Annotated in this window: 14 protein-coding genes; 9 read left to right on the top strand and 5 right to left on the bottom strand. The window is 64.5% G+C overall.

What is annotated here, in order from left to right:
• The first annotated feature begins 49 nt into the window (after positions 1–49).
• The 6 genes from ACOEQ1_RS06230 (at position 50) to ACOEQ1_RS06205 (ending at position 4,000) form a co-directional block, all read left to right on the top strand.
• Entirely contained in the window at positions 50–829 is a 780-nt protein-coding gene (locus ACOEQ1_RS06230) for a TatD family hydrolase (RefSeq protein WP_419758332.1), read from the top strand.
• Positions 826–1,617 carry an MBL fold metallo-hydrolase gene (locus ACOEQ1_RS06225; protein WP_419758331.1) on the top strand — a complete coding sequence of 264 codons (792 nt, stop codon included), beginning with the start codon at positions 826–828 and terminating at the stop codon, positions 1,615–1,617. Before ACOEQ1_RS06230 ends, ACOEQ1_RS06225 begins: the two co-directional genes overlap by 4 nt.
• Before the next feature lie 86 nt (positions 1,618–1,703).
• The gene (gene msrP, locus ACOEQ1_RS06220; protein ID WP_419758330.1) at positions 1,704–2,660 is read left to right on the top strand and encodes a protein-methionine-sulfoxide reductase catalytic subunit MsrP; all 957 of its coding nucleotides are present in this window, start codon (positions 1,704–1,706) and stop codon (positions 2,658–2,660) included.
• A complete protein-coding gene (locus tag ACOEQ1_RS06215) occupies positions 2,657–2,971 on the top strand; it encodes a hypothetical protein (RefSeq protein ID WP_419758329.1) in 315 nt (104 codons plus the stop codon). The genes msrP and ACOEQ1_RS06215 overlap by 4 nt, the downstream gene beginning before the upstream one ends.
• 22 nt (positions 2,972–2,993) lie before the next feature.
• Positions 2,994–3,362 (top strand): DUF779 domain-containing protein, encoded by a 369-nt coding sequence (locus ACOEQ1_RS06210; RefSeq protein WP_419758328.1) that lies wholly within the window; start codon positions 2,994–2,996, stop codon positions 3,360–3,362.
• 5 nt (positions 3,363–3,367) lie between these two features.
• Positions 3,368–4,000 carry an FMN-binding negative transcriptional regulator gene (locus ACOEQ1_RS06205; protein WP_419758658.1) on the top strand — a complete coding sequence of 211 codons (633 nt, stop codon included), beginning with the start codon at positions 3,368–3,370 and terminating at the stop codon, positions 3,998–4,000.
• A 12-nt stretch (positions 4,001–4,012) separates the two neighbouring features.
• On the opposite strand, the gene uxuA is transcribed toward ACOEQ1_RS06205, so the two are convergent.
• The gene (uxuA, locus tag ACOEQ1_RS06200) at positions 4,013–5,185 is read right to left on the bottom strand and encodes a mannonate dehydratase (protein ID WP_419758327.1); all 1,173 of its coding nucleotides are present in this window, start codon (positions 5,183–5,185) and stop codon (positions 4,013–4,015) included.
• A 63-nt stretch (positions 5,186–5,248) separates the two neighbouring features.
• Here uxuA and ACOEQ1_RS06195 point away from each other — a divergent pair, with 63 nt between their 5' ends.
• Complete coding sequence (locus ACOEQ1_RS06195) at positions 5,249–6,022, top strand: SDR family NAD(P)-dependent oxidoreductase (protein WP_419758326.1); 774 nt, start codon at positions 5,249–5,251, stop codon at positions 6,020–6,022.
• Between the two features lie 67 nt (positions 6,023–6,089).
• On the opposite strand, the gene ACOEQ1_RS06190 is transcribed toward ACOEQ1_RS06195, so the two are convergent.
• On the bottom strand, positions 6,090–6,350 hold the full coding sequence (locus ACOEQ1_RS06190; RefSeq protein WP_419758325.1) for a hypothetical protein: 261 nt from the start codon (positions 6,348–6,350) through the stop codon (positions 6,090–6,092).
• Positions 6,351–6,502: 152 nt separating this feature from the next.
• The gene (locus tag ACOEQ1_RS06185) at positions 6,503–6,757 is read right to left on the bottom strand and encodes a hypothetical protein (protein ID WP_419758324.1); all 255 of its coding nucleotides are present in this window, start codon (positions 6,755–6,757) and stop codon (positions 6,503–6,505) included.
• A gap of 206 nt (positions 6,758–6,963) precedes the next feature.
• Between ACOEQ1_RS06185 and ACOEQ1_RS06180 the strand changes: the two genes are divergently transcribed.
• The gene (locus ACOEQ1_RS06180) at positions 6,964–7,326 is read left to right on the top strand and encodes a hypothetical protein (protein WP_419758323.1); all 363 of its coding nucleotides are present in this window, start codon (positions 6,964–6,966) and stop codon (positions 7,324–7,326) included.
• Positions 7,327–7,827: 501 nt separating this feature from the next.
• Positions 7,828–9,372, top strand: a complete 1,545-nt coding sequence (gene glpD / locus ACOEQ1_RS06175) for a glycerol-3-phosphate dehydrogenase (RefSeq protein WP_419758322.1) — start codon at positions 7,828–7,830, stop codon at positions 9,370–9,372.
• Positions 9,373–9,414: 42 nt separating this feature from the next.
• Here glpD and ACOEQ1_RS06170 read toward each other — a convergent pair whose 3' ends face one another.
• Together ACOEQ1_RS06170 and ACOEQ1_RS06165 are read right to left on the bottom strand one after the other, a co-directional pair.
• A complete protein-coding gene (locus tag ACOEQ1_RS06170) occupies positions 9,415–9,894 on the bottom strand; it encodes a hypothetical protein (RefSeq protein ID WP_419758321.1) in 480 nt (159 codons plus the stop codon).
• Between the two features lie 71 nt (positions 9,895–9,965).
• Positions 9,966–11,837, bottom strand: a complete 1,872-nt coding sequence (locus ACOEQ1_RS06165) for a methyl-accepting chemotaxis protein (protein ID WP_419758320.1) — start codon at positions 11,835–11,837, stop codon at positions 9,966–9,968.
• Between the last annotated feature and the right edge of the window lie 9 nt (positions 11,838–11,846).

Below are 11,846 nucleotides of genomic sequence, written 5' to 3'. Positions count from 1 at the left end.
TGTCTCTTTTTTCAAAGAGAACCGCTTGTTCCTTGATGGATTGTCTTCCGTGCTGATCGATTCCCACTGTCATCTGGACTATTTCAAGGACGTCGAATTCGCGGACGTGCTGGCGCGCGCGAGGGCGGCGGGCGTGGGCGAGATGGTCTCGATCGGCACCAGTCTGGAGCAGTCTCGCCGCATCCTGGCGCTGGTCGAGAACGAGCCCGGCCTCTGGTGTTCCGTCGGCATTCATCCTCAGCACGCGCATGAGGAGCCGGTGCCGGAGCCGGAGGTGCTGGCGGCGATGACGGATCATCCCAAGGTCATTGGCCTGGGTGAAAGCGGGCTCGATTACTTCTACGAGACGGCGCCGCATGACGTGCAGCAGGCGGGCTTCCGCGCGCATATCCGGGCGGCTCGTCTGGCGGGCGTGCCGCTGGCGATCCACGCGCGCAATGCTGATGACGATATCGCCTCGATCCTGGCCGAGGAGCGGGACGCCGGCGGCCCGTTCGACTTCCTGCTGCATTGTTTTTCCTCCGGCCGGGCATTGGCGGAGGCAGCGATCGCGATGGGCGGCTATGTCAGCTTCTCGGGCATCCTGACCTTTCCGAAGTCCACGGAGTTGCGGGAGATCGCGCGGGACATGCCTCCGGACCGGATTCTGGTGGAGACGGACGCGCCCTATCTCGCCCCGGCGACGCATCGCGGCAAGCGTAATGAGCCCGCCTGGGTCGCGCACACCGCGGCGAAGCTCGCCGAGGTGAGGGGGCTATCGCCGGAGGAGTTGGCGGCGCTCACGACCGCGAACTTCCGCCGCCTCTACCCGAAGGCGGTTGCCCGATGAAGGCGATCGTCCTGGGCTGCGGAGGGTCCGCTGGCGTGCCGCACATCGGCGGCGCCGACGGCCGCGGCGACTGGGGCGCCTGCGATGCGGCGGAGCGACGCAACCGCCGGACCCGATCCAGCATCGTCGTGCAGGGCAACGATGAGCGCCGCTTCCTCGTCGATACCTCGCCCGACATGCGGCTGCAGATGATCGACCACGGAATCTCGTCGATCGAGGGGATTTTGTTCACGCATTCCCATGCCGATCACATCCTCGGCCTCGATGACGTCCGCATTCTCAACCGGATCATCGACCGGCCGATCCCGGTGCGGTGCGACGCGCATACGCTGGGCGAGCTGCAGCGGCGGTTCGATTACGCCTTTCTGCCCTGGCGGCCGCCGGGCTTCATCCGCCCCGTGCTGGAGCCCGAGGTGGTCAAGAGCGGCGACCTTGTCTCGCTTGCGGGCATGGACATCACCGTGTTCGATCAGGATCATGGATTCGGGACGACGCTCGGCTTTCGGATCGGGCGTTTCGCCTACTGCACGGATGTGGTCGACCTAGACGACGCCGCATGGGAGATTCTCGCGGGCGTCGATACATGGATGGTCGATTGTTTTCAGCGGGACCTGCACCGGACGCACGGATCGCTGGCGTCGGTCCGGGAGTGGGCGGCGCGGCTTGGCGCCAAGCGGACCATCCTGACACATATGGGCAATGATATGGACTGGGGCTGGATGATGCGGAACCTGCCGCGAGGGCTCGAGCCTGCCTATGACGGTATGGAGATCACGATCCCGGAGTGACGCGCCTGGCCGCACGCCGGCGGCCATGAAACCTTTGGCCCTCTTCGCGCGTATGCTCTCATGGTCATTGCGGAGGGAATTTCGTCATGCTGATCACACGCCTGCGGGGTTGGGATAAGCCGGGTCGCGCCGTCACGTCCGAAAACGCCTTCTTCAGCCGCCGGTCCGCAATGGGCGCCTTCGCGGCGGCCGGGGCGGTTGCAGGCCTGGGTGTCGCTGGCATCCGCCCGGCCTCTGCCGCTGACGAGACCGCCAGCATCCCCGCTTCAGCCATGCGCTTCGACCCGGGCCGCCCGCTGACGCCGTCTAATGTCGCCGAAACCTACAACAACTTCTATGAATTCAGCACGGACAAGGACCTGTGGCAGATGGCTCAGGCCTTCCCCCAGCGGCCCTGGTCGATCACCTTCGACGGGATGGTGGAGAAGCCGTTCACCATCGGCCTCGACGATCTGCTGAAGCAGGTCCAGATCGAGGAACGGGTCTATCGCCATCGCTGTGTCGAAGCCTGGGCCATGACGGTGCCCTGGAGCGGCTTTCCGCTGGCGAAACTGGTGGCCCTCGCCAAGCCTACCTCGAGCGCGAAGTACATGATCTTCACCAGTGACGAGGATCCCAAGGTCATGCCGGGCCTGGGCGGCTTCATGCCCTGGCCTTATCTCGAGGGACTGACGATCGCGGAGGCGAGCAACGAGCTCGCCTTCATAGCCACCGGTTTATACGGGAAACCCATGCCGCCGCAGAACGGCGGACCGATCCGGCTCGTCGTGCCCTGGAAATACGGCTTCAAATCCGGCAAATCGATCGTCAAGGTGTCGTTTAGCGATAAGCAGCCGGATACGTTCTGGGCACAGCTTTCGCCGGACGAATATGGCTTCTGGGCGAATGTTAATCCCGCTGTACCTCATCCGCGCTGGAGCCAGGCGCAGGAACGGCTGATCGGCACCGACCAGATCGTCGCCACGCAAATCTACAATGGGTACGGCGAGTGGGTCTCTTCTCTCTATGCTGGCATGCCGCAGACGCGTAAACTGTTCATGTGATCGCAGCCCGTATCCTTTCCGTCCTTGCCGCCGCCTTCCTCGTGATGGCCTTCGCCATCGCTGCCTTCTGGCCGCCGGTTACGCCGTTGCGGGACCTTCTCTTCATGGTCGACAGCAGCTGGGTGCCGACGTTGCAGACCCTGATCGAAAAGGGATTGTCGCCCTGGCTCTGGATGAGCGTTGCGATGCCGGTTCTTGAACGACCGGGTTGGCTGCCCCCGACCGCGATCGGGCTGATCTTCTTTGGCGGGGCAGTGAACCTCTCCGGCCCCCGCGGCAGCCGTACGCGGCCCCGTCGCTGGCGAAGCTGAAAGCCTGGACACGGAAGTTGGGATGGACATGCAGATCGACAGGGTCACCGCAACGGAAGCCGCCGAAGCATTGGCGGCCGCACTGACGGCGGAAAACGGCCCGATCCTGTTTCACCAATCGGGCGGGTGCTGCGACGGCTCCTCTCCTATGTGCTACCCCCGCAGCGACTTCATGACTGGCGACTCAGACGTACTCCTGGGCGAGATCGCGGGGGCGCCCTTCTACATCAGCCGCTCTCAGTTCGAATACTGGAAGCATACCCAGATCATCATCGACGTGGTGCCGGGCAAAGGGGGCATGTTTTCGCTCGAAAACGGCCGGGGCGTCCGTTTCCTGACACGGTCCCGCGTCTACACGGACGAAGAGGCCGGCTTGCTCACGCCGGTCTAAACACTCTGTACGCGCCGCCGCATTTCCGGGAAGACCGGGTCGAGGTACTTCATGCCGCCATACGAGCGGCGCCGTTTGCGAACCTCGTCACCATGGGCAGCGAGGGCATCGACGCTACGCCGCTGCCGCTGATGCTCGACGTGAATGACGGTTCCAGGGGTAGTCTCATCGGGCACGTCGCACGCGGCAATCCGCAATGGCGAACGACGGATGCGAGCCACGAGGCGCTGGCGATCTTCTCCGGCCCGGACAGCTACATCTCTCCATCATTCTACGAAACAAAACGTCTCACCGGAAAAGTGGTGCCGACCTGGAACTACGTGACGGTCCACGTGCGGGGCCGGATCAGCTTTTTTCAGGAGCCCGAGGCGTTGCTTGGGCTCGTGCGGCGTCTCACGGATCAGCATGAGGGCGAACGTGCGGCGCCCTGGGCGGTCAGCGATGCGCCGGCGGACTTCATCCAGTCCCAGCTGCGCGCGATCGTAGGGGTGCGGCTCGAGATCACGGCCATGACCGGCAAGTGGAAGATGAGCCAGAACCGGAATGCGGCTGATCGGGCCGGGGTTGTGGCCGGCCTCCGCGCGGATGGCGGACCGGCCGCCGAGGCGGTGGCCGAGGCCGTCGCCGCTGCCATGTAGCGCGGCTGAAACTCAGCCCAGCGCCTCCACCGCCGTCATGACGCCGCGCAACTCGGCCAGGCCCTTCAGGCGCCCGATGTAGGAGTAGCCGGGGTTGCTGCGTCGGTCGCCGTCGAAACCCAGCAGATGCCCATGGTCGGGCCGCATCGGAATACCGGCCATCTCGCCTGAAGAGGCCCGCCGCCGTTCCTCCGCCAGCAAGGCCGCGATGAGCGCCACCATGTTCACATCGCCTGCGAGATGGTCCGCTTCCGTAAAGGAACCGTCCCCGTCGCGGCTCACGTTGCGAAGATGCACGAAATGCACGCGGTCGCCGAAGCGCCTGGCGATCGCCGGCACGTCATTATCCGGCCGCGAGCCATACGAGCCCGCACAGAGGGTCAGCCCGTTGGCCCGGTGGCCGACGGCCGCCATCAGTGTTTCGACATCGCTTACGGTCGAAACGATCCGCGGCAGGCCGAACAGCGAGAACGGCGGGTCGTCAGGATGGATGCCGAGACGGACGCCGACCTCCTCTGCGACGGGCACCACCTCGTTGAGGAAGGCGATCAGGTTGGCTCGCATGTCCGCGGGGGTCACACCCTCGAAAGCGGCGATGCGGTCACGGATGCCATCGCGCGTGTAGCTGTCCTCGCCCCCGGGAAGCCCGGCAATGATGGTGGTTTCGAGCTGCTCGATCTCAGCCGCGGACTTGTCGGCGAGCACAGCCCTCGCGCGCTCCAGGAGCGCTGCCGGGTAGTCGCCCTCGGCGCCGGTGCGCTTCAGAACGAATGCGTCATAGGCAGCGAACTCAGCGATGTCGAAGCGCAACGCAAGGCCGGTGCTTGGCATCGGAAACGTCAGGTTGGTGCGGGTCCAGTCCACAACCGGCATGAAGTTATAGCAGACGGTCGGGACTCCGGCGCGGCCGAGATTGGCGAGGCTGTCTTTCCAGGCGTCGAGATATTGCCGCCACGGCCCCGTGCGAAGCTTGATGGACGTGTGCACCGGGATAGATTCGCAGACATTCCAGGTCAGGCCGGCGGCCGCCACCACCTGCTGGCGGGCAGCGATATCCTCCGCTGACCAGACGCGCCCGTCATAGATGTGGTGGAGCGCGGTGACCACGCCCGTCGCGCCGGCCTGACGCACATGGGCCAGCGGCACCGGATCGCTCGGCCCGAACCAACGCCAACTCTGTTCCAAGCGCCTCTCCTGTCCAAACCTGTGCTACGCGACGAGACTATAATATCGGAGGAGGAGAGCGGTATGGGCAAGGTCGCCTTGGTCACCGGAACGACGGGGATCGGCCGCGCGACGGCGCTTCGGTTGGCGCGGGACGGCGCCTCCGTGATGGCGCTCGGCATCGACCGCGATGGAAACGACGCGCTCCAGACACTGGCGGTGGAGGAGGGGCTGACGGTCACGGTGCGTCACATCGATGTCTCGGTGCCGTCCGCCGTCGAAGCGGCCATCGACGAGGCGGTAGCGCTTCATGGCGGCCTCGACATCATCGTGAACAGCGCTGCCATCCATCCGTATGGCGATGCGGTAACGACGACGCACGAGACCTTCGCGCGATGCCTGCAGGTCAATGTGGGTTCCATTCATCTCACCGCGCACTTCGGCGTGCCGATGATGCGGCTGCGCGGCGGCGGGGTCATCGTGAACCTGTCCAGCGTCCAAGGTTTCGCCTGTCAGTCGGGCGTGATGGCTTATGTCGCGTCCAAAGGCGCGATCCATGCCATGACGCGCGCAATGGCGCTCGACTTCGCGGCGGACGGCATCCGTGTGGTGTCCATTAGTCCAGGTTCGGTGCGCAGCCCGATTCTAACACTGGCGGCGCGCACCTTCGACGGTCCGGAGGCCGATATCGATGCCGCCTTCGCCCGATTCGGCGCGGCGCATCCCCTCGGCCGCATTGGAGAACCGGAGGAGGTGGCCGAGTTGGTGGCCTTCCTGATCTCGGACAAGGCAGCGTTCATCACCGGCGCCGACTACAAGATCGACGGAGGACTGACCGCGGGCATCGGCGTTCGGTAGCAAGTTAGGCAATAAAAAAGCCGGACCCCTTCCGGGATCCGGCTTTCCTTAGGCGAGCCTGACGCGGTTAGCCGGCTTGGCCGGGCTTCAGGGTGATGACGCCCTGGTCGGGGCTGTAGGCACCGCCCTGAACGCTGCCCAAATCCTGCGAAGCCGCCGTGTTGACGGTCTCGCCCGGCTTCAGGTTGACGATGCCGACACCCGGCTGCGTCGAGAACGTCGAACCCTGCGATGACTGGTCGCTGGACTGGATCTGGCCGGGCTTCATGGTCACGGCACCAGGCGCCGCATAGGACTGCGCGAATACGGCGGTGCTGCCAAGCATCATGAGGCTAGCTGTAGCGGAAAGGAAAAGACCTGACTTCATCTCGAAATACTCCAATTCGTCGTTAAAACGTTCGCTGTTGAACAACCCAGCAACGACGCTTGAAGCGGAATATGGTGCAGGTGCGAACACGCACTAAGGCGGGTTGCGGCATATCATTCATGTGCATGCTCGCGGAGTTGCTGCCGTTCGGACAGCTTTGCGCTTTCGGAATGGCGTGGGATGACCAGGAACTCGATCTCCAGAGCGCCGACGATCTGCGCGGCTTCCCGTCGGACTGCAGCCCTGTCCGCCGGGTGGGCGCTGCGCCTCATGTTTTGCCGCAGCACGGCGGAGACGGTCGCGGTGATGGCGTCTCGTGCAGCCACTCGATCGTCTGCCTCTCCACCTTCCATCGTCTCGACTTCCATCAGCGTGGTGCCCCCATTGTCAGATGTGAACAAATCAGGAACAAGCTACGAAGGCAAGAGAGGATGATCGGGGAGGACGTGGAGACGGCCCCGCCGGCGCTGAGGCAGGCATCACGCAAGGATGATCCGGTGCCTGCGCTGTCGCCACTAACGCGCTGGTCGCTCCGGTCCGATTTCCTCAAGCGATATTGGTCTTGGAGGCTACGATGAAGACGATGATGAGCGGCCTGCGTCTATTGGCGATCGGGCTGCCGCTGGCTCTGGCCGGCTGCGACATGTTGAGTGGTGGCGGTAGGGGACCGTCCGGTCCGGCCGAGCCTGGCGCCACGGTTCCGTTGGGAGCGACCAGCCAGACTGGCGGGGGCACCCAGAACGGCCCAAGCGTCGGCGCCGAAGACGGCGCCACGCAGGCAGGTGTTGGCGTAGGGGGCGTGACCGGCATGGGCGCCGGGCCGGCGGCTGGCGGTGGTGTCGGCACGACGGGCAGCGCAGCCGCCAATGGCCCTGGCGCCGGCGGCCCGGGCGACAACAGCAACCCACCGGTCTCGGGAACCGGTGGCGCACCCTGAGGTTCGGTCCCGGAGGCGGCCACGGTATCTTCCACAAGGCAGTGGCGTGACACGCCCGCTGCCGCTAGAGTTGGGAGTTGAAGGTTTAGGCCGCCAACGGCAGAAGATTGATTGACGCGCACGTCGCAGGCTGGCTGATATGACGCCGTGTCAGCCTGCGAAAGATCGGGGGAGGGGAAGCAGCGATGCCATTCGATGGAACCGATTTCCACGCTCGGCCGCGCCAGCCAAACCCCGAGATGCCCAGCGACAAGGCCCTCAGCCGCTTTATACTCTTCATTGCTATTTGCCTGTTTGTAACTCCCTTCTCAATGTTTGGGTTGGTGGACTTGGTCCGGTCTATCTGGGGCCGCTAGCCGCCCTCGCCAGCATGGCCAATTCCGGTGCTCAGCCTGTTGTCCGCGTCTGTTGAAAATTTACCGCCATTCGTGCTTCCCCAGAGTTCGACCCGCTGTGGGCAGCAAGGGCTGACTTGCCGTGTCGGGGTGGCAGGGGTTTGACATGGACGCATCGCCGTTGATCTACGACCTCGCCATTATCGGCGGTGGCATCAACGGCTGCGGCATTGCGCGAGATGCGGCTGGCCGCGGCTGGAGTGTTTTACTCAGCGAACAGAACGACCTCGGCTCCGGCACCTCCAGCGCCTCCACCAAGCTCATCCATGGCGGCCTGCGCTATCTTGAACACCACGAGTTTCGTCTGGTCCGCGAGGCGCTCATGGAGCGCGAGGTGCTCTGGAGCATCGCGCCCCACATCATCTGGCCGTTGCGCTTCGTGCTGCCCTACCACGAAAAGCTGCGGCGCCGTTGGATGCTGCGGCTGGGCCTGTTCCTGTACGACCATATCGGGGGCCGCCGGAAATTGCCGAAGACGCGCGTCGTGGACCTCACCCGCGACGTGACCGGCGAGCCTTTGAAGTCGGAGTTCACGACCGGATTCGAGTATTCCGACTGCTGGGTCGAGGACAGCCGTCTTGTGGTGCTGAACGCCATGGCGGCGGCGGAGCTTGGCGCGACGATCATTCCCCGGCGGCGCTGCATCTCGGCCGAGCCCCAAGGCAGCCTTTGGCATGTGGTGCTGGAAGACGAGCAGACCGGCGACAAGACCGCCTTTCATGCGCGGGCGTTGGTGAACGCCGCCGGCCCCTGGGTCGGCGAGGTCGCTCAGACGGTCCTGCATCATAACGAGCAGGCGCCGCTGCGGCTGGTCCAGGGCAGCCACATCATCGTGCCAAAGCTGTACGACCATCCCGGCTGTTACATCTTCCAGAATGCCGATGACCGCATCTTCTTCGTTATCCCTTACGAACGTGACTTCACGCTGATCGGGACGACGGATCAGGATTACAAAGGCGATCCCGCTTCCGTCCGCGCATCGGCGGATGAGGTCGCCTACCTCTGCCGTTCCGCCAGCGCCTATCTTCGCATACCGGTGACGCCGGAGAAGGTCGTTTGGACGTATTCCGGAGTTCGTCCACTTTACGACGAAAGCGGCGATACGGCGGCTCAGGCCGCGACACGGGATTACGTGCTGAAGCTGGATGCAGGCGACGGCATGCCGCCGTTGCTCTCCGTCTTCGGTGGCAAGATCACGACGTACCGCCGTCTTGCCGAGTCTGCGCTGGCACAGCTTGCGCCTCATCTTCCGGCTGGCACGAAACGTTCTGCCGGGTGGACCGGCAAGACGCCCTTGCCTGGCGGAGACTTCCCCATGCGGGGGTTCGAGGCCCAGCTAGCCTCCGCGCGCATGCGCTATCCGTTCCTCGCGGAGGCGCATCTGCGCCGGCTGCTGCGGGCCTATGGCACGCGGATGGAAGCAATCCTGGCGGGCGCCTCGTCCATGTCCGACCTCGGCACCGTCTATGGCGCCGACCTGACCGAAGCCGAGCTGCGGTATCTGGTCCGTGCAGAGTGGGCGTTCGGCGCGCCGGACGTGCTCTGGCGGAGGAGCAAACTTGGGCTTCGGTTGAGCCATGCCGAGGCCGTTCATGTGGATGAGGCCCTTCAGCGCATTCTGGCGGCGCGGGAGCCGGCGGCCGCGGGCTGATCGCCACATCCGGCGTCACCCGGAGGATTGTGTGCATTCTGCTCAGGTGAGGCCGGCGCAGTGCCGGAAAGCCGGCAAAGCGCCAGCGAAACCCGCGAGCGGTACAAGCACCGGCATGCCCGGAAAGAGCACGACCCGCATATATCCATCATGGCTCATGCCATCCAGCAGAGACGGCAGCGCCGATGCGCCGATTTGAGCCACTGCGGTGTCGCGGGTTGTGAAGGTCACCGGAAAACTAATGGCGCCGTCGCTGAGCGTAACGTGAATGGCAGCCTGCATGAGGCGGGGAAGATCCCAGTGCGCGTTCGCAACCATGAGGTCGACCACCCCACCTATGCTGCGGAGGGCGACGGCCGTGTCTGCCTGCACGATCATGCAGGAATTTGGCGCAGCGCTTGCCGCGGGCACTTGTTCGACCGTGGACCAGTATCCGCTCTCGGCGAGCGGCCTGATGACGGTCGCGGCGTGAGCCCCGCCTGCCGTCATCGTCAGGGCCATTGTCGTCAGCCACCACCGCATCGCTCGATCCATGGAGGTTACCGACACCATGTAAGGCTCGCGGCTGTTCGAGAGTAGGGCTTAGGCTGGCGCTAGTGCGTTCCGGCCAGGAGGCGCGGCCTGTTCTGGGCCTTGGACGGGCCAGATCTGGCCGTGGCGCCACCCGCGCCGATCCGGAACTGACCCACCAGTCCGGCCAGTTCCTCCGCCTCATGGGCGAGGCTGTGGCTCGCGGCGGTCGCCTGTTCCACCATTGCGGCATTCTGCTGCGTCACCTGATCCATCTGATTGATGGCCTTGTTCACCTCCTGCAGACCGGTCGACTGCTCCTGCGCCGCGGCCGACATATCGGTAACGAGCCCGTTCAACTGGATGACCTGTTCCACGATGCGGCCTAGGGTCTTGCCGGTCTCGCCGACCAACTCAACGCCCAGCGCGACCTGCTGGCTCGATGCGGAGATCAACGTTTTGATTTGGCGTGCTGCATCTGCGGAGCGTTGAGCGAGCGCCCGCACTTCGGTCGCGACCACAGCAAAACCTCGTCCGGCGTCGCCCGCGCGTGCCGCTTCCACCCCGGCGTTCAACGCAAGCAGATTGGTCTGGAACGCAATCTCGTCGATCACGCCGACGATCGTGCCGATCTGCCGGGATGATGTTTCAATACCGCTCATCGCAGTCACGGCCTCGCGAACAACCGTGCCGGAGCGTTCGGCGCCGCTGCGGGCTTCGCTCCCGAGTTGGCGCGCCTGACCGGCCGTCTCTGCGGCCCGCTTGATCGTGGCCGTGATCTGGTCCAGTGCCGCTGCCGTCTCTTCCAGGCTCGCCGCCTGCTGTTCGGTTCGACGAGCGAGATCGTCGGACGCCTTGGTGATTTCGGCCGCGCCGGAGAAGACCCCGCCTGCATTTGCCGAGATGGACTGCATGGTCTGCTGCAGCGTCTCCATCGCGGCGTTGAAGTCGTGCTTTAGGCCCTGATAGCCGGCACCCACCTCATGCGCGAAGCGCACCGTGAGATCACCGCCCGCGAGGTCGGCGAGCGCCCTGGTGATCCCGTCCACAACCGCCCTTTGGTCGCGCCCGGCCGCCATGGCGGCCTCCTCGGCTTCCCGGAGCCTGCGGTCGAGGTTGTTCTGAAACTCGGCCGCTCCCGCCTCCAGCTTACGGCGTTCGATCGCGCCGTCCTTGAACACCTGAACCGCATTTGCCATGGCGCCGATCTCGTCGCGCCGGCCAATTTCCGTGACCGCCACCGCCGTGTCCTGAAGTGCCAGCCGGCGCATGACCTCGGTCATCCGGGCGATGGGCCTGGCGATGCTGGTGACCGTCAGGAACACGGATGCGAGGATCGCGGCCAACAGTACGGCGAACACGATGAAGGTGCCGATGAAGCTGAACCGTACAAGGGCGCTGGCCTTCTCCTTCAGTGACTGCGTGTAGAGCGAGCGATAGGCCAGATCGTCGAAGATGGCGGTGCGGAACGCCTTGTAAGTGGTGTCCATGTCGCCGAGGACGATTGTGCCCGCGGTCGGCATGTCGCCATTGGTCACCGCCTGCACGTCCTGATTGGCGAGGTCGCTAAGCTTGGCAAAGGATGTTTTGATCCTGTTGCCGTAAACGGTCTCCTGGCCGGGCGTCATGTTCGGCCGGTAAAGCGCCCACTGCCTGGCGAATTCCTTACGAGCAGAATCCTGTAGGACGACCAGCCCCTTATACTGATCCATGGAATCAGAGGCGTTCGCGGACTGGATCTCCTCCGCGGTGAGGCCTGACAAGTCAGCGCCGTCACCCCGCATGTCCCCCAGCTCCACGGAAACAGCCACACTCGCGCCCGTCTCCACCATGATCGCGCCGAGATGCTCGATTTGCAAAAGAACGAAGGCGCCCAGAAGGGCAGAAACGGCGACCACAAGAACGTAACTCGTAACGACCTTGTTTCGGATCGCCATGTTGTCGAGGAATCGCATCGAGCGCCT

The organism is Acidisoma sp. (assembly GCF_965199065.1).
Lineage (GTDB): Bacteria > Pseudomonadota > Alphaproteobacteria > Acetobacterales > Acetobacteraceae > Acidisoma.
This window is presented reverse-complemented; position numbering and strand designations above follow the sequence as displayed.

What these genes read in the sequence shown, in the direction of transcription:
- ACOEQ1_RS06225 (WP_419758331.1), top strand. Translation starts at nt 826, where the DNA reads ATGAAGGCGATCGTCCTGGGCTGCGGAGGGTCCGCTGGCGTGCCGCAC.
- msrP (WP_419758330.1), top strand. Translation starts at nt 1,704, where the DNA reads ATGCTGATCACACGCCTGCGGGGTTGGGATAAGCCGGGTCGCGCCGTC.
- ACOEQ1_RS06210 (WP_419758328.1), top strand. Translation starts at nt 2,994, where the DNA reads ATGGACATGCAGATCGACAGGGTCACCGCAACGGAAGCCGCCGAAGCA.
- ACOEQ1_RS06195 (WP_419758326.1), top strand. Translation starts at nt 5,249, where the DNA reads ATGGGCAAGGTCGCCTTGGTCACCGGAACGACGGGGATCGGCCGCGCG.
- ACOEQ1_RS06190 (WP_419758325.1), bottom strand. Translation starts at nt 6,350, where the DNA reads ATGATGCTTGGCAGCACCGCCGTATTCGCGCAGTCCTATGCGGCGCCT.
- ACOEQ1_RS06185 (WP_419758324.1), bottom strand. Translation starts at nt 6,757, where the DNA reads ATGGAAGTCGAGACGATGGAAGGTGGAGAGGCAGACGATCGAGTGGCT.
- ACOEQ1_RS06180 (WP_419758323.1), top strand. Translation starts at nt 6,964, where the DNA reads ATGAAGACGATGATGAGCGGCCTGCGTCTATTGGCGATCGGGCTGCCG.
- glpD (WP_419758322.1), top strand. Translation starts at nt 7,828, where the DNA reads ATGGACGCATCGCCGTTGATCTACGACCTCGCCATTATCGGCGGTGGC.
- ACOEQ1_RS06170 (WP_419758321.1), bottom strand. Translation starts at nt 9,894, where the DNA reads ATGCGGTGGTGGCTGACGACAATGGCCCTGACGATGACGGCAGGCGGG.
- ACOEQ1_RS06165 (WP_419758320.1), bottom strand. Translation starts at nt 11,837, where the DNA reads ATGCGATTCCTCGACAACATGGCGATCCGAAACAAGGTCGTTACGAGT.